16 protein-coding genes are annotated in these 16,193 nt (G+C 71.5%); 6 read left to right on the forward strand and 10 right to left on the reverse strand.

Annotated elements, in window-relative coordinates:
• Window positions 1–2 precede the first annotated feature (2 nt).
• Both KFLA_RS27370 and KFLA_RS27375 read right to left on the reverse strand, forming a co-directional pair.
• The gene (locus KFLA_RS27370) at window positions 3–896 is read right to left on the reverse strand and encodes a Rossmann-fold NAD(P)-binding domain-containing protein (protein WP_012923082.1); all 894 of its coding nucleotides are present in this window, start codon (window positions 894–896) and stop codon (window positions 3–5) included.
• Entirely contained in the window at window positions 893–1,798 is a 906-nt protein-coding gene (locus KFLA_RS27375; protein ID WP_237706612.1) for a phosphotransferase family protein, read from the reverse strand. The genes KFLA_RS27370 and KFLA_RS27375 overlap by 4 nt, the downstream gene beginning before the upstream one ends.
• A gap of 61 nt (window positions 1,799–1,859) precedes the next feature.
• Here KFLA_RS27375 and dapD point away from each other — a divergent pair, with 61 nt between their 5' ends.
• The 3 genes from dapD to KFLA_RS27390 all read left to right on the forward strand — a co-directional run bounded on the left by dapD (window position 1,860) and on the right by KFLA_RS27390 (window position 4,255).
• Window positions 1,860–2,798, forward strand: coding sequence for a 2,3,4,5-tetrahydropyridine-2,6-dicarboxylate N-succinyltransferase (gene dapD, locus KFLA_RS27380; RefSeq protein WP_041290547.1), 939 nt, complete (start codon window positions 1,860–1,862; stop codon window positions 2,796–2,798).
• Window positions 2,799–2,907: 109 nt separating this feature from the next.
• Window positions 2,908–3,885: a VldE C-terminal domain-containing protein gene (locus KFLA_RS27385; RefSeq protein ID WP_012923085.1), complete on the forward strand. Its 978-nt coding sequence runs from the start codon at window positions 2,908–2,910 to the stop codon at window positions 3,883–3,885.
• 79 nt (window positions 3,886–3,964) lie between these two features.
• Window positions 3,965–4,255, forward strand: a complete 291-nt coding sequence (locus tag KFLA_RS27390) for a hypothetical protein (protein ID WP_012923086.1) — start codon at window positions 3,965–3,967, stop codon at window positions 4,253–4,255.
• A gap of 111 nt (window positions 4,256–4,366) precedes the next feature.
• On the opposite strand, the gene fdxA is transcribed toward KFLA_RS27390, so the two are convergent.
• Window positions 4,367–4,693, reverse strand: a complete 327-nt coding sequence (fdxA, locus tag KFLA_RS27395) for a ferredoxin (protein WP_012923087.1) — start codon at window positions 4,691–4,693, stop codon at window positions 4,367–4,369.
• A gap of 136 nt (window positions 4,694–4,829) precedes the next feature.
• Between fdxA and KFLA_RS35980 the strand changes: the two genes are divergently transcribed.
• Window positions 4,830–5,759 (forward strand): GNAT family N-acetyltransferase, encoded by a 930-nt coding sequence (locus KFLA_RS35980; RefSeq protein ID WP_012923088.1) that lies wholly within the window; start codon window positions 4,830–4,832, stop codon window positions 5,757–5,759.
• A gap of 3 nt (window positions 5,760–5,762) precedes the next feature.
• Here the strand turns inward: KFLA_RS35980 and KFLA_RS27405 are convergent, their stop codons facing one another.
• Window positions 5,763–6,422, reverse strand: coding sequence for an SDR family NAD(P)-dependent oxidoreductase (locus tag KFLA_RS27405; RefSeq protein WP_012923089.1), 660 nt, complete (start codon window positions 6,420–6,422; stop codon window positions 5,763–5,765).
• Between the two features lie 80 nt (window positions 6,423–6,502).
• Here KFLA_RS27405 and KFLA_RS39450 point away from each other — a divergent pair, with 80 nt between their 5' ends.
• The gene (locus KFLA_RS39450) at window positions 6,503–6,940 is read left to right on the forward strand and encodes a type II toxin-antitoxin system PemK/MazF family toxin (protein WP_012923090.1); all 438 of its coding nucleotides are present in this window, start codon (window positions 6,503–6,505) and stop codon (window positions 6,938–6,940) included.
• A gap of 46 nt (window positions 6,941–6,986) precedes the next feature.
• On the opposite strand, the gene KFLA_RS27415 is transcribed toward KFLA_RS39450, so the two are convergent.
• From KFLA_RS27415 to KFLA_RS27435, 5 genes are all read right to left on the reverse strand, one after another.
• Complete coding sequence (locus tag KFLA_RS27415; protein ID WP_012923091.1) at window positions 6,987–8,762, reverse strand: VanW family protein; 1,776 nt, start codon at window positions 8,760–8,762, stop codon at window positions 6,987–6,989.
• An 85-nt stretch (window positions 8,763–8,847) separates the two neighbouring features.
• Entirely contained in the window at window positions 8,848–9,312 is a 465-nt protein-coding gene (locus tag KFLA_RS27420; RefSeq protein ID WP_237706613.1) for a flavin reductase family protein, read from the reverse strand.
• A gap of 85 nt (window positions 9,313–9,397) precedes the next feature.
• The gene (locus tag KFLA_RS35985) at window positions 9,398–11,782 is read right to left on the reverse strand and encodes an ATP-binding protein (protein WP_012923093.1); all 2,385 of its coding nucleotides are present in this window, start codon (window positions 11,780–11,782) and stop codon (window positions 9,398–9,400) included.
• A 40-nt stretch (window positions 11,783–11,822) separates the two neighbouring features.
• The gene (gene mshB, locus KFLA_RS27430; protein ID WP_012923094.1) at window positions 11,823–12,734 is read right to left on the reverse strand and encodes an N-acetyl-1-D-myo-inositol-2-amino-2-deoxy-alpha-D-glucopyranoside deacetylase; all 912 of its coding nucleotides are present in this window, start codon (window positions 12,732–12,734) and stop codon (window positions 11,823–11,825) included.
• 100 nt (window positions 12,735–12,834) lie between these two features.
• Complete coding sequence (locus KFLA_RS27435; RefSeq protein WP_041289507.1) at window positions 12,835–13,131, reverse strand: response regulator transcription factor; 297 nt, start codon at window positions 13,129–13,131, stop codon at window positions 12,835–12,837.
• 121 nt (window positions 13,132–13,252) lie between these two features.
• On the opposite strand from KFLA_RS27435, the gene KFLA_RS27440 reads away from it, so the two are divergent.
• Window positions 13,253–15,616, forward strand: a complete 2,364-nt coding sequence (locus KFLA_RS27440; protein WP_012923095.1) for an ATP-binding protein — start codon at window positions 13,253–13,255, stop codon at window positions 15,614–15,616.
• On the opposite strand, the gene KFLA_RS27445 is transcribed toward KFLA_RS27440, so the two are convergent.
• On the reverse strand, window positions 15,603–16,001 hold the full coding sequence (locus tag KFLA_RS27445; RefSeq protein ID WP_012923096.1) for a (deoxy)nucleoside triphosphate pyrophosphohydrolase: 399 nt from the start codon (window positions 15,999–16,001) through the stop codon (window positions 15,603–15,605). The two genes, KFLA_RS27440 and KFLA_RS27445, sit on opposite strands and share 14 nt — an antisense overlap.
• Between the last annotated feature and the right edge of the window lie 192 nt (window positions 16,002–16,193).

Genomic DNA, 16,193 nt, shown 5'->3' on the forward strand with positions numbered 1-16,193 from the left:
TGCTAGTGCGGAGGCGGTGGTGGGGTGTTGCCTTGGCGGATCCAGTGGAGGTAGTCGCGGGCGCTTGCTGTGGGTGGTCGGAGGCGCAGCCCGGCAGCGACGGCACGGTTGTTGGCGAGCTGGAAGGTCCCGTCGTTGGAGCCGTCGTGGGGTAGGTGGAAGCGGTCCACCTCGGGGGTCCAGTCGATCGGGAGGTCGGCTGGTACGACGGAGTGCCAGGCGTCCAGCAGGTCTGCCATCCGCCAGGTGGAGCTGACGGCGGTGAAGGGGCCGGGCAGGCGGTTGATGGTGACCAGGAGGAGGAAGTCGGCCAGGTCGCGGGCGTCGATCCACTGGATGGGCTGGTCGGGGCGGGCAGCGCACTCGAGGGTGCCGCCGGTGGCCAGGGCCTCGCCCCAGTTGCCGAAGTCGGGGTTGTAGGGGCCGACCACGAAGCCGGAGCGGACGGCCGCGGTGCGGTCGCCGTACCGGGTGGTGAGGAGCTGCTCGGCGCGGACCTTCGACGGGCCGTACAGGTCCATCGTGAACACGTTCTCCGGTGCGTCCGGCGGCCAGGACAACAACGCGGCGTCCTCGGTCTGGCCGGGCAGCACCTTGTCCGCGTAGACCGCGATCGAGGACATGAAGGTGTAGTGGCCGACCCGGTCCCTCAGCACCTCGGCGCTGCGGCGAACGTCGTGGACCAGCAGGCCGGACAGGTCGATCACGCCGTCCCACTCGGCACCGGCGAGGGCGTCCGGCGCTGCTCGCTCGCCGGTGATGCGGCGCACCTCGGGGAACAGGTGCGGGGCGGTTCGGCCGCGGTTGAAGAGGGTGACCTCGTGGCCGTCGCGCAGGGCTGCCTCGACGACGTGCCGGCCGAGGTTCTTCGTGCCACCGAGGATCAGGAGGTTCATCGGAGGTTGCCCAGCAGGTCTTCGAGCTCGGTCGCGAGAGGGGCGATCCAGTCGGTCGAGGAAGGGACGGTGTGCACACCTTCCTCGACGACCCAGGACAGGGCCCGGAGAACGAAGGTACAACCGCCGAGCAGGGTCTGGTGGTGCACCAGCTCGGGGTCGGCGGCGGCGGCCTCGCAGTAGCGGTTGATCAACGGCTCGCGGTCGTGGCCTAGGGCAACGGCATCACGGAGCAGGGTGTAGAGGTCGGAGAGCTGCGGCGCGAGGTGGGCCAGCGGCCAGTCGACGGCGGTCCAGCGGGTGCCGTCGGTGACCAGGTTCTTCGGCACGAAGTCCCCGTGCACGACGGCCGCCGGTACGTCGCGGTGCAGGTCGGCCAGTGCGGGCCGCAACCGGGTCTCGATCGCGTCGCGCAGTCCCGCGGCCGGCGTACCGATCCGGTCCGCCAGCTCCAGCACCCGCTCCGGCCCGAAGTCGCTCTCCCCCGCGACCTGCGCCGAGCGGATCTGTGCCAGCAGGTCCACCGACGCCAGGAAACCCTCCGCGCTCGGCTCGAGCTCCAGCGTCACCCGCCCCACGTCGGCCAGCACCAGCAGGACGGCGTCGTCGGTCCGCGCCAGGTCGATCAGCTCGGGCGCGGGCAGCCGGAGCGGCCGCACGAACCGCTCGTACGCCGTCCCCTCGCCGGCCTGGGCGTCGCTGCCGCGCTTGGCGATCACGCTGCGCAGCCCGTAGGACAGCCGCCACACCTCGGAGGATCCCCACTGCCGGAGCAGCTCCCCGGCCAGTTCTTCCCGATCGGGAGCCCCCGTGGACTTGAGCACAGCCGACTCGACGGCTTCGATCCACACCGGCAGCACAGCGAGAACTCCTTTCACCTCGACAACACAGAAGTCAATCACGCTGTGTCCGCCTGGTGCGCACGGATTAGAACCGGTGGGCGGCGTCTGGCAGGCTTTGGGCATGACTGAGACTGCCGCGCACGCCTGGGGCTTCGGCCTCGCCACCGTCACCGAGTCCGGCTCGGTGCTCGACGTCTGGTACCCGGCGCCCGAGCTGGGCACGGCACCGCAGGACGCCAAGGCGCCGGCCGAGCTGATCGCTGCCGAGGGCAACGACGACCTGCGCAAGGTGCGCCGCGAGGTGCTGCAGACCGAGATCGCGCTGGACGCGGCCCCGGCCGGTACGGCGGACGCCTACCTGCGGCTGCACCTGCTCTCGCACCGGCTGGTCCGCCCGCACGGTGTCAACCTGGACGGCATCTTCGCCGCCCTGCCGAACAACGCCTGGACGTCGCACGGCCCGGTCCCGGTCGACGAGGTGGAGCAGGTCCGGCTCCGGGCCCGCGCGGGCGGGCTGCACCTGTCGGTGACGAGCGTGGACAAGTTCCCGCGGATGACCGACTACGTCGTCCCGTCCGGGGTCCGGATCGGCGACGCGGACCGGGTCCGGCTGGGCGCGCACCTGGCCGAGGGCACCACGGTCATGCACGAGGGCTTCGTGAACTTCAACGCCGGCACCCTCGGCACCTCGATGGTCGAGGGCCGGATCGTCGCCGGTGTGGTGGTGGACGACGGCAGTGACATCGGCGCCGGCGCGTCGATCATGGGCACCCTGTCCGGCGGCGGCAAGCAGGTGATCTCGATCGGCAAGCGCTGCCTGCTCGGCGCCAACGGCGGCATCGGCATCTCGCTCGGCGACGACTGCGTGGTGGAGGCGGGACTGTACGTCACCGCCGGCACCAAGGTGACGCTGCCCGACGGCAGCGTGGTGAAGGCGCGCGACCTGTCCGGCCAGCCCGGTCTGCTGTTCCTGCGCAACTCCGTCACCGGCGCCGTCGAGGCGCGCCCCCGGCAGGGCGAGGGCATCACGCTGAACGAAGCCCTGCACGCCAACGCGTGACCACGGCCCGATCCGGCGCCGCTGCCAACCAAGTCGCGCTCCAGCACGTCAACCACACCGTGACCCAGCCCACGGAACCCACGCCCCGACTCCGCACGTTGGGACCGGTATGGCGGTGAATCGTGGTGCGGTCGTGGCGGTGGGTGCGTTCGCCGCGCTCGCGCTGGCCGTCGGGGCGGCCGTCTCCTGGATCGGCGGGCAGGGCATCGGGCCGCTGATCCCGCCGCGGGAGAAGTGCGAGGCGACGGTCAACGGGGTCACCGTCACGCTCGACCCGGAGCAGGCGGAGTCGGCCGCGGTGATCGCGGGGATCGCGGTCCGCCGCGGACTGCCGGCCCGCGCGGCGACGATCGCGCTGGCCACGGCGTACCAGGAGTCGGGGCTGCGCAACCTCGCGCACGGCGACCGGGACTCGCTCGGACTGTTCCAGCAGCGCCCGTCGCAGGGCTGGGGCACGCCCGCGCAGGTCCAGGACCCGCACTACGCGGCGGCGAAGTTCTACGACGCGCTGGTGAAGATCAAGAACTACCAGCAGCTGGCGGTGACGGTTGCGGCCGACCGGGTCCAGCGCAGCGCCTTCCCGAACGCGTACGCCGACCACGAGGACGATGCCCGGGTGCTGGCCTCGGCCTTGACCGGCCAGTCGAAGGGTGCCTTCAGCTGCACGGTGGACATGCCGTCCGGCGCGGTCGAGCCGATCGGTGCGAACGGCCTGACGCCGCGGGCGGAGGCGGTCCGGGCGGACCTGGCCAAGACCTTCGGCGGGCTGTCCACCGGTGGGTACGCGCCGGGCGGCATCCGCTCCGGCCACATGGAGGGCTCGGCGCACTACGACGGGCGGGCGGTCGACATCTTCGTCAAGCCGATCTCCGCCGCCAACACCACCCGCGGCTGGGCGCTCGCGCAGTACCTGGTCGCGCACGCGGACCGGCTGAAGATCCGCACGATCATCTTCAGCGACAAGATCTGGACGGCCGGCGGCCGGTCGGACAGCGGCTGGCGCGACTACGACGCGCCGGACCGCGCCGGGAACCGGGACACCCTGCGGCACCTGGACCACGTGCACGTCGACGTGGTGGAGGACTAGTCCGTCCGATGTGGCCGAAGCCGCGCCCGACGCGGACTGCGAACCGGCCCGGCCACCGACGCCGGGTGGGCGGTCGGTGATGCCGGCCAGTTTCGCTGATGTACTCCGTGCTCACCCGTGGCTGCGTCGCCTGCCCGACGAGGTGCTGGCCCGGCTGCACGTCGCGGAGCTGCTTCCCGGCCACCCGGCGACCGAGCCGTTCGGCGCGTCGGTCGTCGCCTACGACACCACCGCGCCGCCGGACCCGTCCCGCGTCTCGCTCTGCTCGATCCTGCGACCGGCGCCGATCGACGAGCCCCGGCTGAGTCGGCTGACCGAGGCCGAGCGCCGCTGGCCGGGCATCGCCCTGGTCGAGTACGAGCAGCCCTAGGCAGGTCCACGCCCGCCTGGCCGCCGGTCCGTCAGGCGCCGGCTCTGCCCGGACGCAGAACTGCGGTGCCCCGGACCGGCCGGGACACCGCAGGACGAGCCGAGGCTCAGGTCACTCGTCGTGCTCCTGCGGGGGCAGGGCCGCGATGAACGGGTGGTCCTTGTCGATCTTGCCGAGCTTCGAGGCGCCGCCGGGCGAGCCGAGGTCGTTGAAGAAGTCGACGTTGGCGGTGTAGTAGTCCTTCCACTGCTCCGGCGTGTCGTCCTCGTAGTAGATGGCCTCGACCGGGCAGACCGGCTCGCACGCACCACAGTCGACGCACTCGTCAGGGTGGATGTAGAGCATCCGGTTGCCCTCGTAGATGCAGTCGACCGGGCACTCCTCGACACACGCGAGGTCCTTGAGGTCAACACACGGCTGCGCGATGACGTAAGTCACTGGTACTCCTCCTATGGCCAGCAAGCGCAGCGGACTTGGAGATGCTGCGGTGCGCTAGTGCTCGGTTCTCAGTGCCATGCGGACACGACACTAGTATCACGGTAGTCCCTCGACCACTCTGCCAGGAGTCCGCATCGTGTCAGGCCTCAGCGCCCGTGATATCGGCCACCGTGTCGTGGTCCGCCACCGGTTGGGCGACGGGCAGGCGACCGACGTGATCGGGGTGCTGCAGGCGTTCGACCAGGAGACCCTGGCGGTCCGGCACGCCGACAGTACGCCGTACCGGATCCAGCAGGCGGCGGTGGTCGCCGCCAAGCGGGTTCCGCCGATGCCGCTGCGGCCGGTGGACGTGGAGCAGCTGTTCCTGACCACTGCGCTCGGCCGTCCGGCGGTGGAGACCCAGTACGTCGGCCAGTGGCTGCTGCGGGCGTCCTCCGGCTGGACAGGTCGTGGCAACTCGCTGCTGCCGGCCGGAGACCCGGGCATGCCGGTCGAGGACGCCCTCAAGCACGCCGAGGCGTTCTACACCGAGCGGGGCTTGCCGCCGCTCGCTCTGGTGCGGCTGGAGAGCCCGGAGGCGGAGGAGCTGCAGCGGCTCGGCTGGACCGAGGCCCGGCCCGAGCAGGCCGACGTGCTGGTGATGCACACGACGCTCGACCACGTGAACGGCGTACCGGCGTACGAGGTGGTGGTGACGGACAAGCCGGACGAGACCTGGTACGCGGCGGCCTTCGACGGGCCGGTGCCGGCTGCTGCGCCCGCAGTGATGGAGGGGGCGCAGCGGACCGCTTTCGCCTCGGTCTCGCTCGACGGGAAGGTCGTGGCGGTCGGCCGGGGGTCGATGACCGGCCACTGGGTGGGCGTGGACGCGGTCCGCGTCGACTCGGCGTACCGGCGGCGCGGGCTGGCGACTGCTGTGCTGCAGGGCATCACCAGGTGGGCTGGACCGTTGGGAGGCCGTAGGAGCTACCTGGAGGTCGTTGAGGACAACGTGGCGGCCCTGACGACGTACACCAATCTCGGCTACGCCCTGGCGTACAAGTACCGCTACCTCACCAAGCACTGACCGTCAGGGCGTCGGCAGCACGCTCAGCTCGGACAGGTACGCGTCCGGAGCAGCGTCCAGCGCCAGCAGCACGTAGCCAGCGAGCGTGGCGGGCTGGACGCAATGGTCCGGCTCGTACGGCGCCCCGAAGTCCGCCCGGACGGTCGCCAGCAACTCGGTCGCTGTCGGTCCGGGATAGATCGTGGTGACGCGCAACTTCTCCTCGCGGCGCAGGGAGTCGGCCAGTTCGGTCAACGCCTTCTTGCTGCCGACGTACGCGGACCACTGGGGAACCGCCCGCAGGCCCGGCGCCTGGTTGACGAACACCACTGCGCCTCGGGCGGCCCGTAGCGCAGGCAGGGCCAGGCGGGTGAGCTCAGCGGCCGCCGTGACGTTGACCGCGAACGTGCGCTGCCAGAGCTCGGCCGGACTGTCCGTGACTGCGGCTACGTCGGCCACCGCCGCACAGTGGACAACCGCGTCGAGGCGGTCGAGCGGTGGCAGGGCGGCTGCCAGGTCCGCGGGGCGGGACAGGTCCGCGGCGATCGGGACGAGGTCGGGGTGGTCGGGCAGGCGGTCGACGGCCCGGGCCACGGCGAGGACCCGGTCGCCTCGATCCAGCAAGGCGCGGACGATCGCCGTACCGATTCCGCCGGTGCTGCCGGTCACGAGCACGCTACGCATGGGCGCCACCGTACGCCGCCCACTGGAAGTGGTGGCCACGGATCCGGGCGCGCGCGGCCGAGATGGCCTAGGGTCGGCGCATGGCGGATCTGGTGGCCGAACGGCCGGAGTACCCGGGCGACTACGAGGGCACGGTGCGGGTCGAGTACACGCCGCACCCGGACGACGGGGTGGCGGATCCGGGCGAGGTGGTCTGGACCTGGGTGCCGTTCGAGGAGGACCACCAGCGGGGCAAGGACCGGCCGGTGCTGGTGGTCGGCTCGGACGGCACGTACCTGCTGGCGCTGATCCTGACCAGCAAGGACCACGACCGGGACGCCGCGGACGAGGCGCGCTGGGGCCGGGTCTGGCTGGACATCGGCAGTGGCGCCTGGGACAAGGCGGGCCGTCGCAGCGAGGTCCGGCTGGACCGGGTGCTGCGGATCGACCCGACCCAGGTACGGCGGGAGGGCGCGGCGATCGGCGAGCAGATCTTCGACCTCGTCGCCGCCGGGCTGCACCAGCTCCCCCGGGCCTGACCGGCCGGCCGCCTGCCGACCTCTCAGGCGGCGCTCGCCGGTCGCTTCAGCTCGGCGCGCGGGTGGTGCCGCTCGGCTTGGCCACGCCCGGGCTGGGCGGGGCGTCCGGGGTGTTCGGCGGCGGCGTGGTGCCCGGCTTCGGGCCGCAGCGGATGTCGTCGGCCGCGTTGTAGTTGGTGGTGAACGTCTCGGTCTTCACCCGCTGGCCGTTCTTCGCGAAGTACCGGTACACCTTGATGTCGAAGCCACCGGTCGGCGCCTGCGGACGGCAGCCGGCCTCCTGGCTGTAGACCAGGCCGGGCGCGCGGAAGTTGTACCGCGCGGACTGGCCGGCGGTGATGTCCCAGACCTTGGTGCCCCAGATCTTCACCGTGATGCTGCCCTGCGTCCCGGGCCTGGAGGCGGTGAACAGGGTCTGCACGTAGACGCCGTGACCGGAGTCGTTGAGGAACTTCAGGTCCACCGACGGCCACGCCACGGTCGCCTCCCGGCCGGCCGGGTAGCGGTTGATGTAGACGCTGTGCGGCTTGTGCTCGACGTCCTTGAGGCCGGCGAAGAAGGCCGCGTTGAAGGTGGTGGTGGCCGACTGCGAGACGCCACCGCCGAGGTCCAGCTTGAACTTGCCGCCGTCGATGATGTTGCCCTCGGTGAAGCCGTTCGCCTTGGTCCGCTCGCCGACGATCTTGTTCAGGCTGAACGTCTCGTTCGGCTTGAGCAGGGTGCCGTTGATCCGGCGGGCGGCGGTGCCGATGTTCACGTTGCGGTACTCCGCGTGCGGGAACCGGGTGGTGAACTGGCCCATCACCTCCTTGATCCCGAGCGCCTGCGCGGCCTCGGTGGTCAGGTCGGCCTTGGACTTCGCCAGACCCACCGCGACCTTGCGCTCACCCTCGGGCTTGGGCAGCACCGACAGGATCGCCGGCGCCACCTTGTCCCGGGCGACGACCTGGCCGTCGACCGCGGGCACGACCTGCGGCCGGCCGCCGACGATCTGGATGCCGGCGTCCTTGGGCGGCGTCTCCAGGCCCTTGAACCGCTTCGCGAACAGCGGCTCGAGCTTCTTGATGTCCAGGCTCGGCGTGAACTTGCCGTCCTTGGCGACCAGCTTCAGCGCCGGCGCCAGCTCGGCCGGGGTCAGGTTGACGCCCTTGTCGCCGACGGTCAGCCGGATCGGCCCGGACATCGCCGGCTCGGCGTACTCCTTCATCGCCTTGCCGATCGCCTCGGTGCCGGCCTTCGGCTTGGTCACGCTGACCGGCAGGTCCTTCGGGTTGCCGTCGGACGGGTAGGCGGACACCACCGTGTCGGTCGCCTTGGTCTTGTCGAGCTGCAGCCCGTCAGCCGGCGCGTGCTGGACGGCCTTGGCGTCGGGGAAGGTGATCGTGCCCTCGGTGGCGGGCCGGTTGACCCGTCCCGCGAGCTTGTCGACGGCCGCCTTCAGCTTGCCCTCGTCCTTGACGACGACCGGCTCGACCGCGTCACCGCCGGTCATCACCTGCCACATCCGGGCCGGGTTCAGGCTGCGGCCCGCTCCGGCCGCCTCCACCGTGGCGTCGACGTCGAGGCTGAGCCCGGCGTCGGCCGGTGTCACCTCGTACGTCGTCTTGCCGGCCTTGACCTTGATCGGCAGGTTCAGCCGGTCCTTGATCCCGGCCTGCAGCTTCGCCTTGGCCTCCTGCTCGGACAGTCCACCCAGGGAGATCCCCAGAACCGTCGTGTCCCCCGGTACCTTGTCGCCGGTGAGCGCGAACGCCGCGCCGTACGCGACGACGAGCACCCCGAACCCCGCCGCGGCGATGACCGCGAGCTGCTTTCTCCCCACCGGACAGAGTCCTCCTGCTCGAACCGAACGACAGACGCCACATCCTACGGGACGGCGGAAATCGCTCGGTCCGCCGGACCTGGCCTCAGCTGCCCCTGAGTTCCCGGTACTGCCCCGTGTAGTAGATCAGCGCCGCGGGGTCATCGGTCTCGCCGGTGCCCAGACTGAGCACCTCGCCGACCACGATCGTGTGGTCGCCGCCGTCGTAGGTGGCCCAGGTCCGGCACTCCAGCCAGGACAGCGCCCCGGCGATCACCGGGCAGCCGGTCTTCGGCCCGGCGACCGTCGGCACCCCGTCGAACTGGCTGTACAGGTGCCGGCCCGACCGGGCGAAGCGGTCCGCGATCGCGCGGTCGCCCGCGGCGAGCACCGAGACCGCCCAGTACCCGCACTCGAGCACGGCGTCGTGCATCCGCACCCCTTTGTCCACGCAGACCAGGACGAGCGGCGGATCGAGGGACACCGAGGTGAACGCGTTGGCGGTCATCGCGTGCGCGACGCCGGCCTGCGACGTACTCATGATCGTGATGCCGGACGCGAACCGCCCCATGGCCGCACGAAAGTCCCCCGGCGCCACGCTGCCACTGGGATCCGGGGTCACTCCAGCAGCCTAGGTGCCGCTGATGGTTGACGCCTCAACTCACCGTGTGGGACCCGTCACGCCGTTCCAGCGAGGCGAGCAGCCGTTCCGCCTCCTCGGTGCCCGGCGCCAGGTGCGAGCGGTAGAGCGCCGCCGCCTTCTCCCACTCGGTCCGGGCCTCGTCCGGCCGGCCGAGGGCGACCAGCGTCTTGCCGCGGCGCATCCGGACGCTCGCCTCGCGGTCCCACAGCTCTTCGTCGATCGCCAGCCGCAGAGCCTCGTCCTGCCGCTCGAGCGCCTCAGCGGCCCGTCCTGTCTCGGTCAGTACCGCGCTCAGGTCGTCCAGGGCCTCGGCGACTCCGTTCGGCCGCTCGGCGACCTGGAACAGCTTCAGGCTGGCGGTCAGGCTGGCTTCGGCTTGTTCGTAGCGCCGGGCCGTGAGGTAGGACTCCCCGATCGACAGGCGACGCATGGCAGCGTGTGACGGCGGTACGTCGGGCAGCCGGTCCAGCTGCCGTACGGCCAGGTCGAACTCCGCGTCCTGCATGGCGAGGTCGCCCGCCCGGCCGGCGATCATGCCGAGCAGCAGGTGGCACCAGGACTCCATCTGTTCGTCCGCCAGCTCCACCGTCAGCACCTGTGCCTCGCGAGCCAGGGACTCGGCCGCCTCCAGCTCACCGGTCTGCTCGAGCGCGTGGGACAGCTGGATCAGGCACTGGGTCTCGAAGCGCCGGTCGCCGAGTCGGCGGACCAACCCGAGCGCCCGGGTCAGCTGAGCGTGCCCCGCCGTGAAGTCGCCCAACTCGTTCAGCGCCAGCCCGAGATCGTAGGTCACCATCGCCGCGCCCAGCGGATCCTCGTGCTCGTCGACCACGTCCACCGCGACCAGGTTCACATCCCGCCACTCGCTCCACCGTTTGCGGTGGAGGCCGAACTCGTCGAACCCCACCGCGGCCCGGATCACCCGACGACGCTCGGCTGCCGTCCCGGCCGCCGCGGCCCGGATGGTCCGGACCAGACCGGAGCGCTCACTGTCGAGGAGGTCGACGGCCTGCTGGAACTCGAGGTCCGCCGCGGCCGTCCACCAGCTCGGGTCCCGCCAACCCTCGGTCATGACGCTGGCGTGTCCGTCGGCCGTGGACACGCGCCACAGCAAGGCGACGTACTGGTCGAGCACGCGCAGGCGGACCGACTCGGCACCGTCGCGCGTCACCTGCTCGCGGCCGAAGGTACGCACCAGGTCGTGCAGCCGGTACCGCTGCGGGCCGGGCGTCTCCAGCAAGCTGACGTCGACCAGGTGCTCCAGCGCCGCCTCTGCCTCACCGATCGGCTGGTTCAGTGCCGCTGCGGCGATGCGCAGGGCGAACTCGTCGCTCTCGATCTGCGAAATCAGCGGCAATGCCGCCGCGGCGGAGCGCTGCAGCGGGCGGTCGGCCGCGGCCAGCGCGTCGACCGACAACCGGATGGCGGCCCGTACTCCGGTGTCTTCCGCGGTGAGCAGCTCCAGCTTGCGCTGCTCGTCGGCAAGCCCGTCGGCCAGCTCTGCCAGACTCTGGCCGGGCCGTCCGGCCAGACGCCCACCAGCGATTCGCAGGGCCAGCGGCAACAGACCACAGAGTCGAGCGACCGTGCCCGCGAGTGCGAGGTCCTCGTCGACCTGATCCACTCCGACCTCGCGCAGCAGGTCGATCGCCTCGGCCTCGTCGAACAGGTCGAGCGGCAGGTGACGCGCGCCGGCGAGGCCGAGCAACCACGACCTGCTGGTGATCAGCACTGCCGAGCCGGGCGCACCGGGGAGCAGCGGTTCGACCTGCTCGGCGCTCGCGGCGTCGTCCAGGACGATCAGCATCCGTCGCCCGGCCAAACCGGAGCGGAACCTCGCCGCGGCGACCGCGACGTCACCAGGAATGCTGTCGCCGGCGGCGCCCAGCTCCTGCAGCAGCTGGACCAGCGCCTCGATCGCGGTGGTGGGCGCACTGCCCGCGTGCCCGCGCAGGTTCACGAACAGGGTCCCGTCCGGGAAGGCGTCCGCGACGAGGTGCGCGGCCCGCAGCGCGACGGCCGTCTTGCCGATACCGCCCATTCCGGCGACGACGACCGGTGGCGCCGCGGCCTGCTGGGACGACTCGGTGAGCACGGCCGTCAGCTCCGCCAGCACGCTCTGCCGGCCGATGAGGTCGTCGGGCCCGGCCGGCAACCGTCGGTTGCCGGCCGGTGGGCGTGCTGCGGTCGTCCGCAGCTGTTCCAGCTCCTCGGGCGTGATGGCCAGCGCGGCCGCCAGCAGCTCCAGCGTGGTCGGCCGCGGATGGCGCCGCCGGCCGTTCTCCAGCGAACGGACCGCCTCGACGCTGACGCCGGCGCGCTCGGCCAGCGCTTCACGGGTCAGCTGCGCACGGCGGCGGAACTCGCGCAGCAACTCGCCGAGTGATGAAGTGGTCACGCGCTGATCATACGAACCGGCGGCCCGGTCCGGCGCCGGCTCAGAGACCGGCGAACAGGTCGTGCTCGAGACCGTCGGAGCCGGGCGCCGCGGTGCCCTTGACCAGGCGGTAGAACTCGTCGCCGAAGATCTCGTTGCCGTCGTTGTTGGACAGGGCGAAGAACGGGCCGTCGACGGTGATCTGGGTGGCGTGCGCCTTCATCGCGTTCATCTTGCGGTCGAGGTAGCCGTCGGCCGGGATCACGCAGTCGATGAAGCGGTCGGGAGTGATCATCGGGCCGAGCGGGCCGTCGGGGTCCATGCCCTCGAAGGTGGTGTGGTCGCCGGACTCGCGCAGCCGGCGCAGGCTGGAGCGCATCGCCGTCTCCGAGATCGCGGTCCAGTAGATCTTCGGGATGTCCCAGGCCGGGCCCAGGTCCTCGCGGTACGAGCGGGCCGCGGCCAGCGCGGCGGCGTACGTGGCGACCCGGTGGGCCTGCACGTGGTCGGGGTGACCGTAGTTGCCGAACTCGTCGTAGGTGACCAGGACCTGCGGGCGGACCTCGCGGATGACCGTGACCAGGTCGTTCGCCGCGGTCACCAGGTCGGCCTGCCAGAAGCTGTCCGGCCGGGTGTCGGGCGGGACGGCGGCGTTGCCCTGCTCGTCGTAGATCATGCCGGTGTCGCGGTACCGGCCGGGGCCGCCGAGGAAGCGGTGGTCGGTGACGCCCAGCTCGTCCATGGCGGCGGCCAGCTCGCCGATCCGGTGCCGGCCCAGCTGGTCGCTCTGGTCGGCGGCCAGGTGCGCCAGCTCCGGCACCAGCACCTCCCCCTCCTCCCCGAGGGTGCAGGTGACCAGGGTGACGTGCGCGCCCTCGGCCACGTACCGGGCCATCGTCGCGCCGTTGTTGATCGTCTCGTCGTCGGGATGCGCGTGCACCAGCAGCAGCCGGCGGTCAGGGAGCTCGCTCATGCGGTCAGCCTACGTCGGGGTCCGGACAGTTCCCGGAGCCGTCGTACGCCGCGGCCGGGGCACCCCACCGGATCCGGCCGGGCGCACCGGCGGCCGGAGCTCAGCCGAACCGGCGTACCAGCAGGCAGCCCGCCTGGAAGCGGGAGCGGGCGCCGAGGCCCGCGATCAGGGCGCTGATCTCGGACCGCACGGTCCGCAGCGACAGCCCCAGCTGCCGGGCGATGGCGGCGTCCTTGGCGCCGGTGGCCATCAGCCGGCCGATCATCACCTGCCGGTTGGTGAGCTCCTTCGCGGCGACGGGCGTCTGCCGGCGCGAGCCCAGCTCGTACACCTCACAGACGACCTCGGGCGCGAAGTCCTCCAGCCGCACGACCGGGACTGCCTGGTAAACCGACATCCGCATCTCCTCCCCCAGTTTGCTTCAGCGCGGCTCATTCTTCTGGCGGTCCAGACCGGTCACCAGGTACAACCCATACAGTTCACCCATACAAAGTGGCGATCGTGAGGGGTGACCGGACGTGGAGTCGCAGTTCGCGGCCCTGCTGCGCCGGCACCGGACGGCGGCCCGCCTCACCCAGGACGAGCTGTCGGCCGTGTCCGGCATCAGCGTGCAGGCCATCAGCACCCTCGAGCGGGGCACGCGCAGGTATCCGCAGCCGGCTACGGTGGCCGCGCTGGCGGATGCGCTCAAGCTGACGGGCGACCAGCGAGCCGCCCTGAGCGCTGCCGCGTCGCGCCGGGGCAAGACGGACCGGCCTGCACCGCCCGAGCCGTCCAGCGCGGTCTCTCCGCGGCAGTTGCCGTTCGCCAGCGGTGATTTCACCGGCCGCGTCCAGGAGCTGGCCGAGCTGAGCCGCTACCTGATCGACAGCCCGGCCGTCAGCGTCACTGCCATCACCGGCATGGGCGGTATCGGCAAGACAACGCTGGCCATCCACGTCGCGCACGAGGTCGCGGAGCACTTCCCGGACGGCCAGCTCTACCTGGATCTGCGCGGCTTCGGTCTGGGCCCGCCGCTGGAGCCGCTGGAAGCCCTCACCTACTTGCTGGAGGACCTGGGCGAGGTCCCGCCGGCCGACCTGCCCACTGCCGCGTCCAGGTTCCGTACTGCGCTCGCCGAGCGCCGGCTGGTGCTTCTGCTCGACAACGCGGCCGACCACGAGCAGGTGCGCCAACTGCTTCCCGGAGCCGGCGGCTGCGCCGTCGTCGTGACGAGCCGCCGCAGCATGGCGGGTCTCGGCTGCCGCCAGTACCACCTGGGCGAGCCGCCGTTGCACGAGTCCATCGAGATGCTGCGCCGCATCTCCGGCCGGGCCGACGCACCGGAGGACGAATGCGCCGAGGTGGTCCGGCAGTGCGGCGGCCTGCCGCTGGCGATCCGGATGGCGGGTGCCCGGCTCGCGTCGAGACCGTCCTGGCCGGTCGCGCACCTTGCCGATCGACTGGCCGACGGCCGGCGCCGGCTGGACGAACTGCAGCTCGACGACTCCGGCGTCCGGGCGACGCTGGTGCTGTCGATCGAGCAGCTGGCCGGCAGCGACGACCCGATCGACGTCCAGGCCGTTTCCATGTTCGCCCTGCTCGGTCTGGCCGAGAGTCCGGACCTGACGGCCGAGCTGGCGGCGGCGCTCTCGGACAGCCCCGAGCCGGAGGCGGAGACCGTGCTGGAGCGGCTGGTGGACGTTCACCTGCTCACCACGCCGACTCCAGGGCGCTACCGGTTGCACGACCTGGTCCGAGTGGCCGCGCGGGAGTTCGCCGAGCAGACCCTGTCCGCGGAGGATCGGCTGGCTGCGACCACCCAGTGGATCACGCGGGTCCGCGCTGTCGTCTGGCGAGCCAGCGAGTACGCCGGCCATGGCGTCACCCGGACCAACTGGTTGGACGAGGAGTGGCTCAAGGGCGCCGACGACCTCCCCACCCAGGACGACGTACTCGGCTGGCTGGATACCGAGCGGAGCGGGCTGGTGCCGACGATCCAGCGCGCCACCATCGATCAGCCGGCGCTCGCCGTACAGGTGGCCGTCGGGCTCAACGCGTACTACGCGTTGCGGCGGGCCTGGCTTGATTGGCTCCAGGTCAACGAGGCAGTACTGCGGTTGGTGAAGGGCGGACCGGACCGGATCGCCGAAGGCCTTGTTCTGCACGACCTCGGGGCAGCGCATGCCGAGCTGGACCAGTACCAGGAGGCAGTGGGTCCGCTGCGCCAAGCAGTGGACGCGGCGGACAAGTCAGGCGACGGCAACCTCCAGGCACTCTGTCTGAGCAGCCTCAGTCACGTCCTGGAACGTACCGGGCGCACCGCCGACGGCATCCCGTACGCCGAACGCGCGCGCGAGATCGGTCTGCGTCTGGGCATCCCGCCCCGCGCGGCCTGGGCCTGCCTGGCCCTCGGCATGCTCTACCTGAAGACCGGCGCCGCCGATGCCGCCCGCCGGCACTTCGACGAGGCCCTGGGCCTGCTGGTCGAGCCGGGCCTGGAGCGCTACCGCGGGATGATCGCGCAGAACATCGGAGTGTCCTACCGCGAGGACGACCAGTACGAGCTGGCCGGTGCGAGCTTGCGCCAGAGTCTGGAGCTGTACCGACAGGCCGGAGCCGCCATCCAACAGGCAGAAGTGCTGAACGAGCTCGGCAAGCTCTGCCTCGCGCAGGGCCGGCTCGACGAGGCCGTTACCCACCAGAGCGAAGGTCTGGCCATCGCCGGTCAGTACGGCGACTGGCTGTGCGAGGCCGACATCCGCAAGACCCTCGGCGAGGTCCGCCTGCTGCAAGGCCGGCTGCCCGAGGCCCGCCGCGAGTGGCGCATCGCCCTGTCCATCCGGGAACAGCACAACGCGCACGGCACCGCAGAACTGCGCGACCTGCTCAACCTTCCCTAGGACCCGTCAACGCGGCGCGCAGCTCGGCCAGGAACGGCACGTCGGCGGGCAACCACCGCAGCGTGTGCAGGTCGGCCACCGGCACCCACCGGATCTCGCTGTGCTCCCGGACCACCGGCGCCACCGCGTCGTCGACCAGGTCGGCCAGGTAGACCCGCAGGACGTACTTGTCCCCGATGGGCTCCTCGTGCCCCAGCGACGCGCCGACCCGGATCCGCAGTCCGAGCTCCTCCTCGATCTCCCGCGCGGCCGCGACCTCGTCGCTCTCACCCGGCTCGACCTTGCCGCCGGGAAACTCCCAGCCGCCGTCCACCCCGGCACGCAGCGCCGCCAGCACCTGTCCGCGCCGTACGATCGCGACGCCGACGACGACCTGTCTGTCCATGCGAGGACTCTGCCAGAACCGCCACCGTCCGCACGCACCGGGAAACCCGTGGTGGCGAAGGCGGGAACTGCCCAATACTCCACCCGGGCGCGGTCGGCAACTGAGGGCGCCCTAACTAGAAACACGCCGTACCGAGAGGTCTTCCGTTGTGCGCCGCGCGAAGGCAAAGTGTGCCCATACTTACGGCGACAA

The organism is Kribbella flavida DSM 17836 (genome assembly GCF_000024345.1).
GTDB classification, from domain to species: Bacteria; Actinomycetota; Actinomycetes; order Propionibacteriales; family Kribbellaceae; genus Kribbella; species Kribbella flavida.